General features: G+C 66.5%; 17 protein-coding genes. 9 read left to right on the plus strand and 8 right to left on the minus strand.

The genetic code is table 11. The annotated features are described in order from the left end of the window. Positions 1-143 precede the first annotated feature (143 nt). Both SM191_RS00570 and SM191_RS00575 read left to right on the plus strand, forming a co-directional pair. Complete coding sequence (locus SM191_RS00570) at positions 144-3,023, plus strand: hypothetical protein (protein WP_341504483.1); 2,880 nt, start codon at positions 144-146, stop codon at positions 3,021-3,023. Between the two features lie 49 nt (positions 3,024-3,072). Further along, the gene (locus tag SM191_RS00575) at positions 3,073-3,354 is read left to right on the plus strand and encodes a hypothetical protein (protein ID WP_341504484.1); all 282 of its coding nucleotides are present in this window, start codon (positions 3,073-3,075) and stop codon (positions 3,352-3,354) included. A 232-nt stretch (positions 3,355-3,586) separates the two neighbouring features. On the opposite strand, the gene SM191_RS00580 is transcribed toward SM191_RS00575, so the two are convergent. Continuing rightward, positions 3,587-5,023, minus strand: a complete 1,437-nt coding sequence (locus SM191_RS00580; RefSeq protein ID WP_341504485.1) for a L,D-transpeptidase family protein — start codon at positions 5,021-5,023, stop codon at positions 3,587-3,589. 239 nt (positions 5,024-5,262) lie between these two features. Here SM191_RS00580 and SM191_RS00585 point away from each other — a divergent pair, with 239 nt between their 5' ends. The 3 genes from SM191_RS00585 to SM191_RS00595 all read left to right on the plus strand — a co-directional run bounded on the left by SM191_RS00585 (position 5,263) and on the right by SM191_RS00595 (position 6,942). Then, positions 5,263-5,751, plus strand: coding sequence for a DUF882 domain-containing protein (locus tag SM191_RS00585; RefSeq protein WP_341504581.1), 489 nt, complete (start codon positions 5,263-5,265; stop codon positions 5,749-5,751). Between the two features lie 78 nt (positions 5,752-5,829). Then, positions 5,830-6,618 (plus strand): DUF1206 domain-containing protein, encoded by a 789-nt coding sequence (locus SM191_RS00590; protein ID WP_341504486.1) that lies wholly within the window; start codon positions 5,830-5,832, stop codon positions 6,616-6,618. A gap of 54 nt (positions 6,619-6,672) precedes the next feature. Further along, positions 6,673-6,942 carry a hypothetical protein gene (locus SM191_RS00595; protein WP_267433221.1) on the plus strand — a complete coding sequence of 90 codons (270 nt, stop codon included), beginning with the start codon at positions 6,673-6,675 and terminating at the stop codon, positions 6,940-6,942. A 33-nt stretch (positions 6,943-6,975) separates the two neighbouring features. Here SM191_RS00595 and SM191_RS00600 read toward each other — a convergent pair whose 3' ends face one another. Together SM191_RS00600 and katG are read right to left on the minus strand one after the other, a co-directional pair. Next, on the minus strand, positions 6,976-9,450 hold the full coding sequence (locus tag SM191_RS00600) for a TonB-dependent receptor plug domain-containing protein (RefSeq protein WP_341504487.1): 2,475 nt from the start codon (positions 9,448-9,450) through the stop codon (positions 6,976-6,978). A 225-nt stretch (positions 9,451-9,675) separates the two neighbouring features. Next, a complete protein-coding gene (gene katG / locus SM191_RS00605; protein ID WP_341504488.1) occupies positions 9,676-11,907 on the minus strand; it encodes a catalase/peroxidase HPI in 2,232 nt (743 codons plus the stop codon). Positions 11,908-12,118: 211 nt separating this feature from the next. On the opposite strand from katG, the gene SM191_RS00610 reads away from it, so the two are divergent. Further along, entirely contained in the window at positions 12,119-12,364 is a 246-nt protein-coding gene (locus tag SM191_RS00610; protein ID WP_341504490.1) for a hypothetical protein, read from the plus strand. 68 nt (positions 12,365-12,432) lie between these two features. Beyond that, positions 12,433-14,835: a S9 family peptidase gene (locus tag SM191_RS00615; protein WP_341504491.1), complete on the plus strand. Its 2,403-nt coding sequence runs from the start codon at positions 12,433-12,435 to the stop codon at positions 14,833-14,835. 24 nt (positions 14,836-14,859) lie between these two features. On the opposite strand, the gene SM191_RS00620 is transcribed toward SM191_RS00615, so the two are convergent. Beyond that, the gene (locus SM191_RS00620; protein ID WP_341504492.1) at positions 14,860-15,453 is read right to left on the minus strand and encodes an exopolysaccharide biosynthesis protein; all 594 of its coding nucleotides are present in this window, start codon (positions 15,451-15,453) and stop codon (positions 14,860-14,862) included. A gap of 144 nt (positions 15,454-15,597) precedes the next feature. On the opposite strand from SM191_RS00620, the gene SM191_RS00625 reads away from it, so the two are divergent. Both SM191_RS00625 and SM191_RS00630 read left to right on the plus strand, forming a co-directional pair. Next, entirely contained in the window at positions 15,598-16,032 is a 435-nt protein-coding gene (locus SM191_RS00625) for a pyridoxamine 5'-phosphate oxidase family protein (protein WP_341504493.1), read from the plus strand. Between the two features lie 29 nt (positions 16,033-16,061). Then, positions 16,062-17,063, plus strand: coding sequence for an SDR family oxidoreductase (locus tag SM191_RS00630; protein ID WP_341504494.1), 1,002 nt, complete (start codon positions 16,062-16,064; stop codon positions 17,061-17,063). Between the two features lie 18 nt (positions 17,064-17,081). Here the strand turns inward: SM191_RS00630 and SM191_RS00635 are convergent, their stop codons facing one another. From SM191_RS00635 to SM191_RS00650, 4 genes are read right to left on the minus strand one after another with little or no spacing between them, the layout of a single operon-like run. Continuing rightward, entirely contained in the window at positions 17,082-18,068 is a 987-nt protein-coding gene (locus SM191_RS00635) for a DUF2891 domain-containing protein (RefSeq protein ID WP_341504495.1), read from the minus strand. Next, positions 18,065-19,015, minus strand: coding sequence for a DUF979 domain-containing protein (locus tag SM191_RS00640; RefSeq protein ID WP_341504496.1), 951 nt, complete (start codon positions 19,013-19,015; stop codon positions 18,065-18,067). Before SM191_RS00640 ends, SM191_RS00635 begins: the two co-directional genes overlap by 4 nt. Beyond that, entirely contained in the window at positions 19,012-19,680 is a 669-nt protein-coding gene (locus SM191_RS00645; protein ID WP_341504497.1) for a DUF969 domain-containing protein, read from the minus strand. Before SM191_RS00645 ends, SM191_RS00640 begins: the two co-directional genes overlap by 4 nt. Positions 19,681-19,692: 12 nt before the next feature. Then, on the minus strand, positions 19,693-20,202 hold the full coding sequence (locus SM191_RS00650) for a winged helix DNA-binding protein (protein ID WP_307000942.1): 510 nt from the start codon (positions 20,200-20,202) through the stop codon (positions 19,693-19,695). Positions 20,203-20,226: the final 24 nt, after the last annotated feature.

The following is a 20,226-nucleotide window of genomic DNA, read 5'->3' on the forward strand; positions in this document are numbered from 1 at the left end:
CGACGACGACGCCACGATCCGCGACGGTCGGTTCGACCTCGCTGACTGCGATGGCAAGCGCCGGCTGCTCTGGGACGCTTGGCCGCGCTGATCCCTGCGCGCCGAGCCCGCCAATCCTCCCCCGATATCTTGAAGGATAGTCGATGAAGACCATTCTGCTGTTCGACCCGCGTTTCCCGCTGAACAACCCACGGCGTCTCACCGTCGCCGATGAACTCGCGTCGGCAGCGGTCAGGGCGGGCGTTGCCGCGGCAGCGAATCCCAGCGAAGCCGGGGCGCTCGCTGCCGGCGCGCCGCTGAGCCAAGCCGACATGACCGAAGTCGTCATGCAGCACGGCTTGACCAACACCGCTTTGGCACGGGTCTTCGTTCCGCTGAGCGTGGCTCTGGTTGGTGCCTCGCTCGGCATTCTGGCCCCGGTCGGGCGGCAACTTGGCGGGGTGGCCCCGACGCCATCGCTCACCCTCTCCGGCCCCCTGTCGTTCACGGCAGGCGCGGCGGCGGGGACGCTCGTCGCGAACATCAGCGGCGTGCCGGCTGGTGTCACCCCGACAATCACCCCCAACGATGGTCGTTTGGCGGTTGCTGGCGATCAGGCCAGCGGGTGGAAGGTCGTGGTCGGGCTGTCGGCGTCAACCTCGGGGACGATCGCTTTGGCAGTGGCTTCGGCGGGTGCCACCGGCACCAGCGCAACGGTCACGGTAAATGCCTCATCGGTTCCGCCAACCTTCACAGGGCTCTACGTTTTGGCAACCCGTGACGGTTCGGTCGGGCAGACCTACACCGCCCCATCCGGCATGACCGGCTACCAATGGTATCGGGAAGCACTAGCGGCACCGCGCGCCCGGACGCCTATCGCGGGGGCTACCGGGGCCACGCGCACAGCCACACAGGATGACATAAACTTCCGGCTCGTCGTCACGGGTACGGTGAACGGTGCGGCCACCGAGGCGCGTTCGCTGCATGTCGTGCTGCCGCAGCCCCTCATCATCGAGTCGTTCGAGACCCTGACCGGCTGGACGACCGCTGCTGGTGCAGAATTGGCGCTTGCAACCGACGGGGTCGAGTATGGCGCCAACCGCCTCCAGATGACCTCGACCGGATCGGCCAACGCCCGCGCAGTTAAGGACAATATCGGTAATTTCGACACGAGCCAGCTTGGGGTAATCGCATGGTGCGGCGACCTGGGCATGGACGAAGGCCGCATGGGCGGGTCCGCTGAAATCATCATGATCCGGGCCGGTTCCGACCAGAAGGTTACTTCGTCGGCATCCGGGGCCTTCAACACCGGGGCGACCGACACGGGCGTCAACTATGAAACGCCCAGCCCCATTCACATCGGCAAGCGTTGGGGCGCATACAATGTTTCGGAGATCCCCGGCCTCGCGTCCGCCGGTTTCAGCACGGTCGGCTTGAAGGTGCAGAACGGGGGCAACATCCCCTATTCGCAGGTCACGAAGTACGACGCACTGCTGGCGCGGGCCGGTGGTCGCCCGACGATCATCTTCAGCTTTGATGACAACATCCTCACCCAGTATACCAATGCGTATCCCGAGATGACCAAGCGCGGTCTGCGCGGCGTCTTCTACGTGCCGTCCCAGATCACCCAGAACAGCAACTATATGTCCACCGCGATGCTGCGGGAGATGTACGACGCCGGATGGGACTGCGGCTGGGACAGCACGCACAACGATAATATCTCGTCCAGCTTCGGAACGATGGCGGCGTGGGAGGCCAGTCTTCAACTCAACCGGGATTGGTCGGCCGCCAACAATATGCCGCGCGGCACCGGGCATATCTGCTGGACGCACGGCCAAATCGAAACCAATCCGCCGTCGAACCGTGTCCGGTTGCCTACCTCGACCACCGATGGCACCAACGTAATGACCGTCACCGACACCACCGGCATCACCGCCGGGATGCGCGCGGTCGGTCACAACATCCCGAACAGCCCTATCACCACGGTTGTGTCGGTCGACAGTGCCACTCAGGTGACGCTCAGCGCCAATGTTCCGGCGCAGACCAAGCCGGTGTATTTCGTGGACACGTCTCCCGAATTCTACACGATGAAGCTGCCGAAGCGTGCCCGAGAGATCGGCATCAAGACGGCGCGCACCACGCGCAACCAAGGCGGCACGCTCACCCGGTTCGGGTTGGCGGATACTGGCATGTTCAGCCTGGGCCACGCGCTGCACAACATCAGCTATGATGATTTCTGCAACCTGCTCGATCAGGTGATCCTGCGCGGCACCACGATCGAGTTCTACACCCACGGCGTGCAGGACAACGCCCCGGCGACCTACTCAGAGCTGTCCGACTTCAAGCGCAAGCTGGACGCTGTGAAGACCAGAGTCGATGCCGGTTCGCTCGACAACCTAGTGTGGAGCGAAGTGATGCTGCGCGACGGCAGCGCCAGTGTCCCGACCGGCCTTGCCGCGCCGACGCCGGGCCCGACTTCGGCGATTTCGTACATCAACGGCTCGATCGGCAACACCACGCCTGCGGCGGTCACCAATCAGAAGACGGGCGACCTCCTGCTGGCCTTTGCCTATCGCGATGGCGGCAGTCCCGCACCGGTCCTGCCATCGGGCTGGACGCAGATTGCGACGGATTGGGCGAGCAACAGCGGCTACACGCTGTGCTATCGCTATGCGACGGCGGATGGCGAAACGCTGCCGACGTTCACCGGTGCCACCAACGTCGTCGTCCTCTGCTACCGCGGCGTCAGCGGGATCGGCGCGGTGTCGGCCAGCGGCACCGGCGCATCGGGCAATGCGATCGTCCCGGCTTGGACGCTGCAAAAGACGGACGGCACGTCCTGGGCGGCGTACTTTGGCGGAAGCCGATCGAACTCCAGCAACCTCGATACCGGCATCAATCGCATCGGCCATGCCAACACGTCCACCACGTCGGACGCCGGCGCGTCTGATAGCCTTGGGACGATCACCGCGGCCCCGGCCTATACCATCGGGACGTCGGGCGGCACGACGTGGCACGCCATCGGCGTCGAGTTGCTGGGGTAAGCCGTTGAGTGAACCCTGTCCCCATTGTGGAGCGGATCGGCCGGACCGTGTGGAGCGGTTCGGCCTGATCGTCCAGCGCGACCCGGCGGCGGTCTATTGGCGGGGCGTCCGGTACCATCGCCCACGGGGCGAGGTGGAGACGCTCTACCACCTCGTGAAGCGGGGGCGTGCCTCACACATCGCCCTTGCCATGCTGACCGTCAGCGAGGCGGCCGAGACGAACGTGACCAAGGTCAGGATATGCCGGCTGCGGAGCTGGCTGCGCAGCCTGGGCGGCGAGGTGACGATCAGCAATGAGCGCGGCTGGGGCTATGTGCTGGAACGTTCATAGCCTCTGTGGCGGACGAATCGCTCCCCCTCCGCTGATCTGCTATACTGCCCGCACATCGCCGGGTCGCAAAACGGCATAGGGGTATAAGTCGGGGTATCGCCTCGACAAGACGGAGCAAAAGTAGAGCATTTTAGCCATTCCTGGGGTATATTGAGGCGGTCACCTCTTCCGCCATCCATGCCCCAGCCGCGACGCGGTGAACGTCTCGGCCGATCAGACCGCCCGAGACGCCTTACGGTCCGACATCGGCCGCGCCGGTCTGGACCCGCAACGCCTTGCCCGCCTTGAAGCCCAGTGCCGAGCCGATGCGATCGTCCCAGCCATAGGGGTCGTTGCGGACGATCGGCTCACCGTCGTCGTCGAACAGCACGGTCTGGTAGAGCAGCCGGACCGGAATCTGGCGCGGCAGTTTGACGAAGCTCTCCTTGCCCGTCTGCCGCGCCTGGTGCCACTGATCGAGCACGCCCTCGTCCCTGGCGAGCATCTCCGCGAATCCCAGTGCGTCGTCGACGCGAACGCAGCCATGGCTGCGCTGGCGCTGAACCATGCCGAACATCACCTTGGCGGGGGTGTCGTGCAGATAGATGGCGTGGTCGTTCTGCATGTCGAACTTGACCAGGCCCAGCGAGTTCTTGGGGCCGGGCTGCTGGACGATCCAGCCGTCCTTCCAGACCATGTTGTTCGCCTTGAGATACCCCGCGCCCTTCCTGGCGATCTCCTTCTCCTGGATGGAACGGGGCACCGTCCAGGTCGGATTGGCGACCAGGCGGAAGATGGGCGAGCTGAGCTGCGGCGTCTCGGTGTCGGGTTCGCCGACCACCACCTTGCGGCTGTCGACGATCTTGCCGTCGCGCCAATAGGTCAGCCGCGCCGCCGCAATGTTGACGTCGATCCGGGTCGCGGGCGGCGTGCGTTCCAGCCAGCGGAGCCGCTCCATCGCGATCGCCACTGCGCGCGCGCGGTCGGCGTCCGACATATTGAGGATCGCCAGCGCCTCGTCACCGATGACGCCATCAGGCTTCATGCCGTAATCCGCCTGCATCTGCCGAACGGCGGCAACCATCTGCGGGGTGTAGGTGGCGCCCGGCGCGATATCGCGGGGCAGATAGTCCAGAATGACAAGTTCGCGCGCGATGGCGGGAAGGCGGGGATCGTTCGCACCGGGCTTGATCGCCTCGCCGCTGTCGACGATCGGGGTCGCGCTATCCTGTGGCTGGGGCTGACGCACCAGCTTGAGATAGGCGGCGGAAAGCTTCTTGTAATTGGCGTCCTGCGGCGCAAGGCCGTTCAACCAGCCGGCCAAATCCCCGGCCTTGAGCGCCGCCGCCAGACCCGCCTTCAGGTCGGGCGACGGGCGGGGGACCGTATAGACGTCATAGAGCTTGGTCGGATCGGTCGCTCCGCGCGCCAGCGCCGCCGCATAGCGCAGCGCTTGGGTGGTCAGGGCGGCGTCATCACTGACACTGGCGTCGAAGGGCATATGGTCGAGCCCGTGCGCGGCGCGCGCATCGATCGCCTCGCGCAGCTGCGATCTGGTCTTGTCGCTCCATTGGGCGGGTCCGGCCTGCTCCTTGGCGGGGGCGCTCGCATTCCGATCCGCGGTGCCCTGCCCGCTACATCCTGCCAGCATCATGGCCAGCACCAACGACGTCCCCATCCGCTTCTGCACAGGTCACTCCCTTATCCGGAAAGCAGCAACGCACCGAAACGGCGTCGGCTCCCGATCAACCGAAGGGGCCCCAATCCGGCGAGCGGTGGGCATGGTGCGACGAGAGGGCGGAACGGGGTCAGGAGTCGTCAACCATCCTGTTGTAATAAGGGGCTTCCCTCCTCGACCGGAAAACGCATTTGTCTCAATCCCCTTATTCCCGCCGCGACCTGATTGGCGGTGGCGCGGCCGCGCTGGTGATGGCGGCGCTGTCGGAACGCGTGTCGGCACGCACGCCCGAACGCCGTCTCGCCTTCGTCAACGCCAACACTCGCGAGCGATGCGACGTGTGCTTCTTCGCCGATGGCCGCTACCGCGCCGATGGCCTCGTCGAGTTGAACCATGCGATGCGCGACTGGCGCACCGGCGCGACGCGGACGATGGACCCGAAGCTGCTCGACCTGCTGGTCCGCCTGCGTGATCGTCTGGACATCGCGCCGACCAAGCCGTTGCGGCTGGTGTCGGCCTATCGCAGCCCGAAGACCAACGGCGCGATGCACGCCCGTTCCCACGGGGTCGCCAGCAAGAGCCAGCATATGCTGGGCAAGGCGACCGACATCGCCATTCCGGGCGTACCACTGAACCGGCTGCGCGACGCGGCACTGGCGCTGCGTGCCGGGGGTGTCGGCTATTATCCGCATGACGGTTTCGTCCATGTCGATACGGGTCCGGTTCGCCACTGGAGCTAGGCCCCGCGCCCAGTCCGTTTCCAGGGCGGAACGGACCGCCGCTCTTTCGGTTGTCTCCTGCAAATCGAAGGAGATGCCATGAACGCGAGCGCACGCCTGACCAACCTGACGCGGATCGGCTTCGCCACGCGGGGGCTGCTCTACATCGTCATCGCCGTGCTGATCCTGCGCACGGGACGCGCGGAGGACCCTAGCGGCGCGTTGGAGTATCTGGGCAAGGGCGGCGGCCAGTTCCTGCTGGGCGTCATGGCGGCGGGGCTGGTCGCCTATGGCATCTGGCGGCTGGCGGACGCGGCGCTCGACATCGAGCGGCATGGATCGGATCGCAAGGGGATCGCCGAACGCGCAGGGGCCGGGGTCAGCGGGATCGTCCATCTGTTCCTGGCCTGGCAGGCCGTTCAGCTGATGCGCGGAGCCGCGCTTTCGGGTGACGGGACTCGGCAAGGGACCGAAACCGCCCTGAAGCTGCCCGGCGGCTGGGCGCTGGTGCTGGTCGGCGCGGCGGTGCTGGCCCTGCTCGGGGTCATTCAGTTGGTGAAGGCGGCGAAGGGCTCCTTCCTCCGCTATCTGGAGCCGGACATGGCCCGCCGGGCCTGGGTGATGTGGAGCGGTCGCGCGGGTTATGCGGCGCGGGGCCTCGTCTTCCTCATCAGCGGCTTCCTGCTGGTGAAGGCGGGCCTGGAGGAACAGGCGCGCGAAGCCGGGGGCATGGCGCATGTCCTGTCCTGGCTGACCAACCCCTTCGACCTGATCGTCGGGGCCGGATTGCTGGGCTTCGGCCTGTTCAGTCTGGTCGAGGCGCGGTACCGGGTGCTGCACGACGTCCCGGTCGACGCCATGGTGCGCCGCGCGACCAGCTTTCGTTAAGCGTCGCCGCACCGGGCCCCTTGGGAGCGGGGCCCATTTCGGCTATCAGGCGGCATGGATTTCGATCAGTTGCTCGTCCGCTTCTTCGGCACCGAAGAGATTGCCGACCTCACGCCCGAACAGCTTACCGCCGGTATCGAGCGGTTGCGGCTGCAATTCGGGCTGGAGCGCGATAGCGGGCGTCGCTTCGCCCTGTGGTGCCTCGCCTATATGCTGGGCGCCGCGCCCGATCTGGAAGACGCCTTCGAGGACGAGGCCGACCGCGAGGCCGCACGTGACTTCATGGATGAGATCGACCGTGAGATGGAGGAAGGGGACGACTGACGGGTCGCCCCCCTTCCCCCGCTCAGGCCCGCCTTACCAGTTCAGGCCGGCCCGCGCATAGACGTAGCGCCCGCTGAACCCGAAGGGCGAGAAATAGGGGAAGCCCAGCACGCCGGTCGAGTTGTTCGCGATCGGCGTCGCGCGCGGATAGACGTCGAACAGGTTGCTGACGCCCAGCCCGATCTGCGCGCCCTTCCGCGCGGTATAGCGGAGTTCCAGGTCGGTGATCGCCCGGTTGCCCGTCAGCACGTCGGCGGCGGGCGTCGTGCCCGGCTGGTTGACGTTGCCATAATAGGTCACGCGGGCCAGCGCGCCCAGCTGGTCCAGCGACCAGTCGATCGTGCCGGTGACCTTCTCGCCCGGCGTTCCTTCCTCCAGCGTCAGGATGCGGCTGCGCGCGAACAGCGTCGGCGCGGGGTTCAGCGTCGCGGTCGAGGTGGGCACGCGCGTCACCTCGATCGTGTTGACGTTACCCGCCAGCGTGAAGTCGAAGCTCCCTACGCTTTCGGTGCGGAGGCGATAATGCGCGACCACGTCGATGCCCTTGGTGGTGCTGGCCAGACCATTGATGAAGAAGCGCGCCGCCGTCGCGCCGGTGTTGGTCTGGGCCAGCAGGCGCGCGATCTCGGCATTGACCGCCGCCGACTGGCTGTTCGACGTCGTGATATTCTCCGACAGGCCGATCTGGTTGCGGATATGGATACGATAGGCATCGATCGTCAGGTCGAAGCCCCCCGCCCGGATCACCGTGCCCACCGACAGGTTGGTCGACTTTTCCGGCTCCAGCGGCAGGCCGCCCAGCGCCGTGCCGACCACGCTGACCGAAGGGAAAGTGCCGGTCAGGATCGGCACGCCATTGGTCACGACCGAGGCGATCTGGGTGAAATATTGCTGTTGCAGCGACGGCGCGCGGAAGCCGGTCGAGGCGGTGCCGCGCAACGCGAACCAGTCGGTCACGTCATAGCGCGCCGAGACCTTGCCCGTCGCGGTCAATCCGAAGTCCGAATAATCCTCGCCTCGCCCGGCCAGGCCGATAAGCAGCTTGTCGGTGACCTGCGCCTCGACATCCAGATAGATGCTGCCGCTGTGACGGTCGCGCTTGGTCGCGTTGGCCGGGCTGAACCCGCCAAAGCCCTGCGCGCCCGGCGATGCGCCCGCCACCGCGCCGGTTGTCGGATAACCGTAGGAGGCCTGCTCGCCCGGCGAGATCTTGTACCCCTCGCGCCGTCCTTCGACGCCGAAGGCGACGTTGAGCGACTGGAACACGTCGAACTTGCGCGTGACGTCCAGTCCGGCGACATATTGGTCATAGGCGACCTGGCCGTCATAGAAATTTGTCGGAGTCGCCGCGCCATAGGCGTAATTGGCCGAATTGAGCGTCCGGAAATCGACCGTGTTGCGGCCATAGCTGAACGACAGATCGACATTATAGCCGCCGAAATCACCCCGCAGCCCGACCGCGGAATTGATATCCTTGGTCTTGGTGTTGATGATCGGCAGGAAGCCGTTGGGATAGCCCGCCAGCGTCGTCGAGGCATTGGCGTTGCGCGGGAAGGCCGCGCCGCGCGTGTCGCGATCCTGATAGCCGCCGAACGCATAGAGGCTGAGATTATCGGTCAGCGAGGTGCCCGCATTGACGAAGCCGGTGAACTGCTCGACCTCGGGATCGCCATAGCGGCCGGTGATGCGGTTGGGGGTGACGCGGCGATCGATATCGGCGCGGTTGGTCGGCTGGCGCTTGGTATATTCGCCCGAGACGGTGATGAAGCCGTCGCTGCCGAAACCGATGCCCTGCCAGGCCGATGCGGTGACGACCGGCTCGCCATTGACGTGGCGGCTGTTGGCGGCGGTATCCACCTGGGTGTTGTAGAAGCCATAGGTCACCGACGCGCCGCCGCCCGAGCGGGCTTCGCGCAGACGCAGGTTGACCACGCCCGCGATCGCGTCCGAGCCATATTGCGCCGACGCCCCGTCGCGCAGCACCTCGATCCGGTCGAGCGCGACGGTGGGCACGGTGTTGAGATCGACCGCCGCCGAACCGCGCCCGACCGTACCGTTGGTGTTGAGATTGGCCGAGCTGTGGCCGCGAATGCCGTTGATCAGGACCAGCGTCTGGTCGGGTGACAAGCCACGCAGCGTCGCGGGGCGGATCGCGTCGGTCGCGTCGTTCGCCGAAGGGCGCGGGAAGTCGATCGAGGGAGCGACCGCCGCCAGAGCGGAGGCGAGTTCGGTGGTCCCCTGTCGCTGAAGGCTGGCGCCGCTCAGCACGTCGACCGGCGATACGCTGTCCAGCCGGGTGCGGCCTTCGGTGCGCGTGCCGGTGACGATGATGTCGTTGCCCTCGTCGCCCGTCGTCGCGGCCCCGGCGGTCGGCGCGGTCTGTGCGGCCTGATCCTCCGCCTGGCCCTGCTGCGTGGGCGAAGAGGTGGCGGTCTGCGCATAGGCGGTCTGCGCGACCAGCGAGAGGAGCGAAACCCCGAGAAGGGCGATGGTGCGGCCCTGTATCATTCCCTGAAATCCTTGTTCTGACCCGCCTATTGCCGAGCAGCGGGCTTGTCCGACCTTACCGCGCGATCGGCCGGCTTCGGATCAACAATTTCTATCTGCCCGATAGGGATTTGGTTTTAACCGTTTGAGAACAAGGTCTTGGGCATAGCATCGCGGCCAGAGGGCATGAAAAAGGGGCCGCACCATCGCGGTACGCCCCCTCTTCCGTCACGAAGGTCGGATGGATCAGATGTCCATGCGACCGGCGTTCATCACCTTGTCCCACGCCTTCACGAAATCGCGCACGAACGGTCCGTTCGAGTCGGAGCAGGCATAGGCCTCGGCCAATGCGCGCAGTTCCGAATGCGATCCGAAGATCAGGTCGACGCGGGTCGCCGACTTGGTGTGCTCCTTGGTCCGACGGTCGCGTCCCGCGAAGCGATTGTCGTTGTCGGTCGGCTCCCACTCGGTGTTCATGTCGAGCAGGTTGACGAAGAAGTCGTTCGACAAGGTGCCCACCCGATCGGTGAACACGCCATCCGCCACGCCGACCGCATTGGCGCCCAACACGCGCAGGCCACCGACCAGCACCGTCATTTCCGGCCCGCTGAGGTCGAGCAACTGGGCACGATCGACCAGCGCTTCCTCCGGCACCATGAATTGCGGCCCCTGGCGATAGTTGCGGAAGCCGTCCGCCAACGGCTCCAGCACCGCGAAGGACTCGACATCCGTCTGGTCCTCACGCGCGTCCATCCGGCCCGGCGTGAAGGGCACGGTCACCTCGACCCCGCCATCCTTCGCCGCCTTCTCGACCGCCGCGCAACCGCCCAGCACGATCAGGTCGGCCATCGACACCTTCTTGCCGCCGGTCGCCGAGGCGTTGAACGCGCCCTGGATCGCTTCCAGTTTCGCCAGCACCTCCGCCAGCTGGGCCGGGTTGTTGACCTCCCAGTCCTTCTGGGGAGCAAGCCGCACGCGGCCACCGTTCGAGCCGCCGCGCTTGTCCGACCGGCGATAGGTCGAGGCCGAAGCCCAGGCCGCACCGACCAGCGCGGGAACCGACAGGCCCGAATCCAGGATCTTCGCCTTCAGCGACGCGATATCGGCCTCATCGACCACCGGATGATCCAGCGGGTCGACGCGGTCCTGCCAAAGCAACGGCTCCTGCGGCACGAGCGGCCCGAGATAGCCCTCGACCGGACCCATGTCGCGGTGCGTCAGCTTGAACCAGGCGCGCGCGAAGGTCTCGGCGAAATAGTCCGGGTCCTTGTAGAAGCGCTCGGAAATCTTGCGATATTCCGGATCCTTGATCATCGCGAGGTCGGAGGTCAGCATGCGCGGATGCTGCTTCTTCGACGGGTCGTGCGGATGCGGTACGTCGGCGGGGGCGGACTTGGCCTCCCACTGCCAGGCGCCCGCCGGGCTCTTCACCAGCTCGAACTGGTCCTCATATTCGAACAGGTTGCGGAAATAGTTGTTCGACCAGCGCGTCGGCGTCTGGCTCCACGTCACTTCCAGGCCCGAGGTGATGGCGTCGCCGCCCGAACCGCTGGCATGTTTGGACCGCCAGCCGAGACCCTGATCCTCGATCACCGCGCCTTCCGGCTCGGGACCGATGAAGGACGGATCGCCCGCGCCATGCGTCTTGCCGAAGGTGTGACCACCGGCGTTGAGCGCGACCGTCTCCTCATCGTTCATCGCCATCCGCGCGAAGGTCATGCGGATGTCGTGCGCCGAGGCGACCGGATCGGGATTGCTGTTCGGCCCCTCCGGATTGACATAGATGAGGCCCATCTGGACCGCACCCAGCGCCGGGTGAAGCTGACGCTCGCCCGAATAGCGCTCGTCGCCCAGCCAGCTTCCCTCGGGCCCCCAATAGAGTTCTTCCGGCTCCCAGGTGTCGGCGCGGCCGCCCGCGAAACCGAAGGTCTTGAGGCCCATGGATTCCAGCGCGACATTGCCGGTCAGGACGTAAAGATCGGCCCAGCTGATCTTCGCACCGTATTTCTGCTTGATCGGCCACAACAGACGCCGCGCCTTGTCGAGATTGGCGTTGTCCGGCCAGCTATTGAGCGGGGCGAAACGCTGCTGCCCGCCGCCGGCCCCACCGCGCCCGTCGGTGGTGCGATAGGTGCCGGCCGAGTGCCACGCCATGCGGATGAACAGGCCTCCATAATGGCCGAAGTCCGCTGGCCACCAATCCTGGCTGTCGGTCATCAGCGCGTGCAGATCGGCGATCAGCGCGTCGAGATCGAGTTCGGCGAACGCCTCGGCATAGTTGAAATTCTCGCCCAGCGGGTTGGAGCGCGGGTTATGCTGGTTCAGCCCCTCCAGACGGAGCCGTTCCGGCCACCAGTCCTTGTTGCCATGGCCGCCGCGACCACCGCGCTTACCGGCCCCGCCGCTGCCACCGCCGCCATGTGCGACCGGGCATTCCCCGGCGTTAGGGCCTTGCCGTTCTTCGATCTCGGAAGCCATTCGTTCCACTCCTTGAATTCGGTCCAGGTAGCGACATTCGCCGTCAGCCGCCCGGTACCCGCGCATAAGGCCGGATAAGGCCCGACCTGTAAAGCCGACTATCTTCGTCAGACTTATCGAGCCGACCGAACAGACGAGCCATGCACACCAAGCGTTCCCGATTTTGCGACGATCGCGACGCCAAGGCGTTGAAGGGCTTTGGAGAATGGATATGACCGAACCAAGCTCGACCGGGATCGGCATCCGCCGCGCAGCCGAAATGGCCGCCGTCTTCATGATCGGCGACGGGATGCTGGGCCTCTTGCAGCCGGCGCGGCATGTCGACCTCTGGCGCTCGGAGGTCGGGGCGGTGGACGCGCTGGTCCGCCCCTTTTCCGGTCACCCCTTGCGCCGACGCGCCTATGGGCTGTTGCAACTGACGGCGGGGCTGACGCTGGCGGCGGCCTTGCGGCGATAGGGCCTGACGTGCCACACCCCTTCGCATAGTAAAACAAGGGGTTCCCAATGCGCGTCGGAGTTTGTCTGGTGGCCGTCCTTCTGGCCACCACCGCCCATGCCCAGACGCCGGGCACGGGCTATCACCGCGCGCCGGATGCGATCGCGAAGGCACTGGAAACGCCCCCTACCCCCGCCGTCGCGGTCAGCCCCGATCACCGCACGCTGGCGATATTGGGGCGCGAGAGCCTGCCCTCCATCGCCAATCTGTCCAAGCCCATCCTGCGCCTCGGGGGCTATCGCATCGATCCCGCGACCAACGGCCAGGCGGAGGTCCGCGTCCAGTGGCTCAATGCGCTGAGCTTCAAGGATGTCGGTACCGGGCGAACGGTGGAGGTCAAGTTGCCCGCAGGCACCCGCTTCGCCGCGCCGGACTGGTCGCCGGACGGAAGTCGTCTGGCTTTCTACGCGCAAGCGCCCGATGGTCTGTCGCTCTGGATCGCCGAACGCGACGGTCGCGCCCGCGCCGTCGCCACGGGGCTCAACGGCACGTTCGGCACGCCTTTCGTCTGGACACCCGACAGCCGGTCGCTGATCGCCTATACCGTGGTCGCGAACCGGGGCGCGCCGCCGGTCGCCGGTACCACGCCGACCGGCCCGATCGTGCAGGAAAGCAGCGGCCGCCGCTCCGCCGCGCGGACCTATGAGGATCTGCTGGGCAATGCGCATGACGAGGCGCTGTTCGACTATTATTTCACCGGCCAGCTCGTTCGGATCGATCTGGACGGCACCGCCCGCCCGATCGGCACGCCCGGCCTGATCACCGACGTCAGCGTGTCGCCCGATGGCCGTTATCTGCTGACCGAGCGGCTCAAGCGACCCTATTCCTATCTGCTGCCCGCGCGCTTCTTCCCGACCGAGATCGCGGTATCGACCATCGACGGACAGGCGGTGAAGACGCTGGTCGACCGGCCGCTCGCCGATGACCTGCCGGTCGATTTCGACGCGACGGTCAAGGGTCCGCGCGAGGCCGAATGGCGCGCCGACGCGCCTGCGACCCTGGTCTGGGCGGAGGCGCTGGATGGTGGCAATCCCCGTGTCAGGATCGCCTATCACGACAGTCTGATGATGCAGGCCGCGCCCTTCACCGCCGAGCCGGTCGAACTGGCGCGGATGCCCGCCCGCTATGCCGCGACATGGTGGGGCGACGACGGCTTCGCGCTGGTGGTCGACCGCGAATGGCGTTCGCGGACCGAACATCGGCTGGCGATCGCGCCGGGCCGACCGGGCGAGGCGCGCCTCGTGCTGACCCGCAATTATCAGGACCAATATGGTGATCCGGGCCGCCCGATGCTGGAGGAGAATGGGGCGGGCAAGCGCGTGATGCGCTTCACCCCGAAGCATGACGGCGTCTATGTCACCGGCGAAGGCGCGACCAAAGCGGGCGCCTTCCCCTTCCTTGCCACCCTGCCCTTGATCGGCGGCGAACAGAAGCGGCTGTGGAGCGCCAAACCGCCCTATTACGAAAACGTGGTCGCGCTGCTCGACGACACATCGGGCCGCATCCTGACCCGCCGCGAAAGCGCCAAGCTGCCCCCCAATTACATGATCCGCAGCATCAGGGGCGGCGGCGCCAAGCCGGTCACGAATTTCGCCGATCCCGCCCCGGTGTTCGCAGGCGTGACGCAGCGGACCATCACCTATAACCGCGCCGATGGCCTGCCGTTGTCGGGATCGCTTTATCTGCCTGCGGGCTATGATGCGAAGCGGGACGGGCCGCTGCCGACGCTGCTCTGGGCCTATCCGGCGGAATATACCGACGCGAAGGTCGCGGGCCAGACGGTGGATCAGGGCAACCGCTTCGTCCGTCCGCGCGGGATCAGCCATTTGTTCCTGCTGACCCAGGGCTATGCCGTGCTCGACGACCCGGCGATGCCGATCATCGGCGAAGGCGGGGCGGAGGCGAACGACACCTATGTCAAACAGCTTCAGGAGGATGCGCAGGCCGCCGTCGACGCGGTGGTCAAGCTGGGCGTCGCCGACCGGAGCCGCATCGCGGTGGGCGGCCATAGTTACGGCGCGTTCATGACCGCCAATCTGCTGGCGCATACCGACCTGTTCCGGGCGGGGATCGCGCGGTCGGGGGCCTATAACCGCACCCTTACCCCCTTCGGCTTCCAGGCGGAGCAGCGCACCTATTGGCAGGCGACCGACACCTATACGAAGATGAGCCCCTTCACCTATGCCGACCGGATCAAGGCGCCCATTCTGCTGATCCATGGCGGGGCCGACGACAATAGCGGCACCTTCCCCATCCAGTCGGAGCGCATGTATGCCGCGTTGAAGGGCAATGGCGCGACGGTGCGCTATGTCGTTCTGCCCAACGAACCGCACGGCTATCGCGCGCTGGAATCGACCGAAGAGACGTTGTGGCAGATGACCGACTGGCTCGACCGGTATGTCAAGCCAAAGCAGGTCGCTCCGTCCCCGTGATCGCCTGATCCCGTGAAGGGCCGCCTATAATTTGCTGACGGCCAACCCGATCCCGACCGCCACCGCGCCGACCGCCAGGGCAAGCGCGACGATCATCACCAGTCCGTCGCGCACCATCAACGCCAGGCCGAAGGTGGCAATCGCCGCCATCGGCGCGGTGGTGGCGAGCGGCAGCAGCTCCAGCGGCGGCACGGTCAGCGCCAGGATGATGCAGGCGACCGCCGCGATGCGCGGGAACGGCCCATGGGTCAGCGCCGGAAGCCGACCGTGAAACCAGCGGTCGGCCCAGGCGGCGGGCTTGTGCGCCTTCTTCACCGCCTTGCGCACCTTGTCGCTGGCGACGGAGCGCCGCTTCAGGAACTCGGGCAACCACAAATGCCGCCGCCCGAACGCCAGTTGCACCGCGACCAGGATGATGACGACCGCCAATAGGGACGGCAAACCGGGGATCGAACCGACCGGCGAGATGTCGATCAGTGCGGGCAGCAACAGGAACGGCCCGAACGATCGGTTCCCGAACGCTTCGAGGACATCGCCCAGCGAGACGCGGTCATGATCGTCCGCCAGATCGTCCAGCGTGGACAGGATATCACCGATGCTACTGGGCCCATCCATCATGACGGGCAAACGGCATGACAGTCGCACGGTTCCTCCGACCGATCGCAAATGAACCATCGCCGCATCCGCCCGTTGCAGTTCCATCGGAGATTCATGGGGTTGGCACTTCGCCATGCTCGACATCACCGACAGGAGAACAAGCGCATGGCGCAATGGACGCGATCGGACCTGTCCAAGAAGATGGCGAAGCTAGACTTCGCGATGCTCGGCACCCACTCCGCGACCGGCGGGATCACGGCTCGCCCCATGAGCAACAATGGCGATGTCGACTTTGACGGCGACAGCTATTTCTTCGCCTATGAACAGTCGCGCAAGATCGCCGAGATCCGGGCACATCCCGAAGTGATGCTCTGCTATACCGGCGCGGTCGGGATGCTGGGCGGCCCGCCGCTGTTCATCGCGATCGAGGGGCGCGCCGCGCTGATCCAGGACCGGGCGCGGTTCGAGGAGCATTGGACCAAGGACCTGGACCGCTACTTTCCCGACGGGATCGATACGCCGGGCGTGATGATGATCCAGGTCCATGCCGAGCGCATCCGCTATTGGGATGGCGGCGAAGAGGGCGAAGTCGCCGCCTGACCTCCATTTTTCCCAACAGGGGACATGACATGAGCGACGTCGATACCTCCCGCCGCAGCGTGCTTGGCGGTGCCGCCCTCGGGCTGGCCGCAGCCGCCAGCCCGGGCGCCGCGATCGCGCAAGCCGGTGGCGCGGCCCAAGGGACCACCCCCAGCCTTCGCGATCCCCGCAACGCCTATACCCGCACGCCTTTCCCCGAACAGCGCCAGCCCTGGCCCGCCCTGGCCAGCAAGATGACGCCCCGGCCCGACCATGGCGAAACCAGCTATCGCGGATCGGGCAAGCTGACCGGTCGCAAGGCGCTGCTGACCGGCGGCGACAGCGGCATCGGCCGTGCCGCCGCCATCGCCTTCGCACGCGAGGGGACGGACGTCGCGATCAACTACCACCCCAGCGAGGAGCCCGATGCTCGGGAAGTCGCCGACCTGATCCGTCAGGCGGGGCGCAAGGCGGTCCTGCTGCCCGCCGACATCCGGACGCAGAAGGCGTGCGAAGACACGGTCCGCAAGGCGATCGCGCAGCTCGGCGGGCTCGATCTGCTGGTCAACAATGCCGCCTATCAACAGTCCAAGGCGGATATTTCGGAAATCAGCGACGAGCAGTTCGTCCGTACCTACGAAACCAACGTGTTCCATGTGTTCCGCTTTTCCAAGGCGGCGATCCCGTCGATGCCGCCGGGGTCGGTCATCATCAACACCATCTCGCAGAATTCCTATGATCCGGGCGAGGATCTGATCGACTATGCCTCGACCAAGGCGGCGATCCAGAACCTGACGCGCGGCATGGCCAAGCAACTCGCGAAGAAGGGCATAAGGGTGAACGCCGTCTCCCCCGGCCCGATCTGGACCCCGCTTCAGGTCGCGGGCGGGCAGCTTCCCGGCAAGATGCACGAGTTCGGGCAGGACACCCCGCTTGGCCGTGCCGGACAGCCCGCCGAACTGGCCGCATTGTTCGTCACGCTGGCATCGGGCGAAACCACCTATTCGACCGGCACCGCCGTCGGCGCGCATGGCGGCGCGGGGTTCCCATAAGGGTCGACCGCTACGTCGTCAGTCCAATCCGGTCATCGCGAGCGTGGCGAAGCTCGCCAGCCAATGCTCGCCCATATAATCCCCCGCCACCGCATCGAGCGCGGCGTCGATATGGCGGGCGGCGCAATCGTCCAGCAGCGTCGCGGCGGGCCCTGATAACGCGGGCCCAAGGCTCCGCATCGCCCAGGCGCGGCTGAGGTTCAGGCCGTCGAGATGGGCGATCTGCCCGTCGCTCCGGTCGCTGACCCGCGCGGGGGTGAACAGTGTTTCGGGTTGTCCGTCGGTCAGACCGGGCAGGAAATCGGAGAACCAGGTGGCGAAGTCCCCCGGCGGCAACAACCGCTGCATCGCCATCGCCTCGATCAGGACCGGGGAAAGAAAGTCCTGCCCGCTCGGCTCCCAGGCCTGGGCGGCGCGGTCTTCCCCAAACCAGGCCTTGGCGCGCGCGGTCATCAGGCTTCGCAGGCCCTCATCCCCCATCACCCGAGCATAGCGGTCGATCAGCACCAGCGCGAAGGCGGTATTGGCATGGGTGCCGACCCGCACCGGATAGGTCAGCACCGGCAGATAGTCCCGCCACCGCGCGGCGAAGGCCTCCGCCAAGGGGCGAAGCGTCGCGGCATGGGGGCAGTCCGCCACGGCCAGTTCGCTGGCCAGCATCAGCAGCCAGGCCCAGCCATAGGGCCGCTCGAACCCCCGCGAGTCCGGCCGATCCAGATAGGCGCGTTCGGCCTCGACCTTCTCCGGCGTCAGGGAATCGGCGAACAACGCATCGATCGCACCGACTTCGGCGATATCGGGATAGAGGCGGCGTATCCGCGTGAGCAGCCAATAGCCATGGACACAGCTATGCCAGTCATAGCTGCCATAGAAGATCGGATGAATGCGAAGCGGGCTATAGAGATCGTCGTCGCCGACATAGACATGATCCGCCTTGTGCGGATATTCGCGCGTCACATGGCCCAGCGCGATGCGCGCGAAACGGGCGGCGAGTTCGGGGGTCATGATATCCTTCCGGAAAAGCCGCAGGCGGCCAGCACCGCGATGTTGAAGACGAGGAGCAGCAGGGCAGTCGGCCATTGCACACGGATCACCCCGAACCGGTCGCGAAGCTCCAGGATCGCGGCGGGCACGATGTTGAAGTTCGCCGCCATCGGCGTCATCAGCGTCCCGCAGAATCCCGACAACATGCCGAGCGCCGCGACGGCGGCGGGGTCGCCCCCGAAACGGTGGATGACGATCGGCAAACCGATCCCCGCCGTCATGATCGGGAATGCGGCGAAGGCATTGCCCATCACCATGGTGAACAGCGCCATGCCGACGCAATAGGCGATGGTCGCGGTCAGCGGCGTGTCGAGCGCGATGACGCTGGTCACGCCGTCGGCGACCACCTTGCCGACCCCCGCCATCGCGAACACCCCGCCCAGCGCCGCCAGCATCTGGGGCAGGATCATCGCCCAGCCCACCGCATCCGACAGCCGCCGGGACTCCGCCGCGGGGGCGGTCGCGGGCGGCCTGGTCAGCCGGATCGCGAGCAGCAGGGCGAACAACGCCCCGAGCGCCAACGCGACCAAAGACACCTGCTTGGGATCGATCAGCGCCACCCCGGCGATCCGGCCATCCGGCACCAGCAACGTCCCCGCCAGCGTCACGGCGGGCAAGGCGAGCGCGGGGACGAAAAGCCATGGACCTCCGCGAACGGACGAAGGTCGATCGCTGCTCACCACCGGCGACGGGCGCAGGCCCCATGTCGCCAGTCCGACCATTGCCAGCACCAGACACCCGTTCAACAGATCGGGCAACCAGGGCCCCGCGCCGAGCAGGATCGCGAACACGCCCCAGAAGCCGACATTACGCCACCGCGTCGCCTCTCTGCGATCCAGCGCATGATGGATCGCCACCGTCGCGGGCAGCGCCGCCGCTGCGATCCCCAGCGCGTCGAGCCCGATCACCCGCGACGCGCCTTCAGCCGCCGGTCGAGCATCAGCAAGCGCGCGCCATGGATCAGCAGCGCGGCCATCGCGGTCGGGATCGCCCAGAGCGCGACATGCAGCGGCGCGACGATGATCCCCTCCTGCTCCAATATGGAGCGGATCAGCAGGATCGATCCGACCGCGATGAACACATCCTCACCGAAGAACACCCCGATATTGTCGACGGCGGCGGCATGAGCGCGGATATGGTCGCGCGTCTCTGGGTCGAGCGGGCTCGCCTCATCCCGCTCCTCCGCGCCTTCGGCCATCGGGGCTATGATCGGGCGGACCATCTGGACATGCCCGCCCAGCGAGGTCAGCCCCAGCGCGGCGGTGATCTGACGAAGCATCATATAGCCCAGCAACACCCGCCCCGTCGTCGCCCCGCGCAGACGCCGCACGACGTCGCGCGCCCGCTCCCGCAACCCGGCCCGCTCCAGCAATCCGATCGTCGGCAGCGCGAGCCAGGCGACCGCCATGAACCGGCTCGATACGAAGGCCTTGCCGATCATCGCGATCACCTCGACCGGCCCGAACCCCGCCGCCGCCGCACTGGCAAAGGCCGCGACCGTCACGACCAGCAAGGGGTTCACCCCCAGCGCGAAGCCGATGATGATGATCGCGATGCCCGACAGGACCAGCATGGCCGCCCCGCCCTACAGCGTCGCGGCGGCACGCGCCGCCTGGTTATACTGGCCCGACAGGCGGCGCAGCAGGTCGGCGGCCTCCGACAAAGCGGCCGCGTCGGGCCCGTCGGCCTCGACCGCCCTGGACAGGATACGCTCGCGAATGTCGCGATAGCCCGCGCAGAAATCACGCCCCGCCTCGGTCGCGACGAGCAGCTTTTCCTTGCCCTCTCGCCGGGTCGCGATCAGCCCGGCCTTTTCCAGCTTGCGCACGGCATAGGTGACGAGGTGCGTGTCCTCGATATCCAGGACCAGCGCGATATCGGCGATCCGCTTGGGCCGGTCGCGGTGGCGGACGGTGTGGAGGATCAACACCTCGATCGGCGTCAGCGACAGTCCGGTCGCGGCGGCACAGCGCGTCATCCAGCGCTGATAGGCCGCCGCCGCGAGGGTCAGGCTGAACTCCAGCTCCGACAAAGCGGGCGCAGAGCCATCGGCCAGATGCGCCGAGGAAACGATTGCCCGCCTGCCAGTCGTCATACAGCCTCCCACATGCGGCGAGGA

This window comes from Sphingomonas sp. 2378 (assembly GCF_038084995.1).
Taxonomy (GTDB): domain Bacteria; phylum Pseudomonadota; class Alphaproteobacteria; order Sphingomonadales; family Sphingomonadaceae; genus Sphingomonas.

Coding starts and splice junctions, on each gene's coding strand:
- SM191_RS00600 (WP_341504487.1), bottom strand. CDS start 9,450: ATGATACAGGGCCGCACCATCGCCCTTCTCGGGGTTTCGCTCCTCTCG.
- SM191_RS00585 (WP_341504581.1), top strand. CDS start 5,263: ATGGCGGCGCTGTCGGAACGCGTGTCGGCACGCACGCCCGAACGCCGT.
- SM191_RS00570 (WP_341504483.1), top strand. CDS start 144: ATGAAGACCATTCTGCTGTTCGACCCGCGTTTCCCGCTGAACAACCCA.
- SM191_RS00650 (WP_307000942.1), bottom strand. CDS start 20,202: ATGACGACTGGCAGGCGGGCAATCGTTTCCTCGGCGCATCTGGCCGAT.
- SM191_RS00620 (WP_341504492.1), bottom strand. CDS start 15,453: ATGATGGATGGGCCCAGTAGCATCGGTGATATCCTGTCCACGCTGGAC.
- SM191_RS00645 (WP_341504497.1), bottom strand. CDS start 19,680: ATGCTGGTCCTGTCGGGCATCGCGATCATCATCATCGGCTTCGCGCTG.
- SM191_RS00610 (WP_341504490.1), top strand. CDS start 12,119: ATGACCGAACCAAGCTCGACCGGGATCGGCATCCGCCGCGCAGCCGAA.
- SM191_RS00630 (WP_341504494.1), top strand. CDS start 16,062: ATGAGCGACGTCGATACCTCCCGCCGCAGCGTGCTTGGCGGTGCCGCC.
- SM191_RS00595 (WP_267433221.1), top strand. CDS start 6,673: ATGGATTTCGATCAGTTGCTCGTCCGCTTCTTCGGCACCGAAGAGATT.
- SM191_RS00625 (WP_341504493.1), top strand. CDS start 15,598: ATGGCGCAATGGACGCGATCGGACCTGTCCAAGAAGATGGCGAAGCTA.
- SM191_RS00590 (WP_341504486.1), top strand. CDS start 5,830: ATGAACGCGAGCGCACGCCTGACCAACCTGACGCGGATCGGCTTCGCC.
- katG (WP_341504488.1), bottom strand. CDS start 11,907: ATGGCTTCCGAGATCGAAGAACGGCAAGGCCCTAACGCCGGGGAATGC.
- SM191_RS00635 (WP_341504495.1), bottom strand. CDS start 18,068: ATGACCCCCGAACTCGCCGCCCGTTTCGCGCGCATCGCGCTGGGCCAT.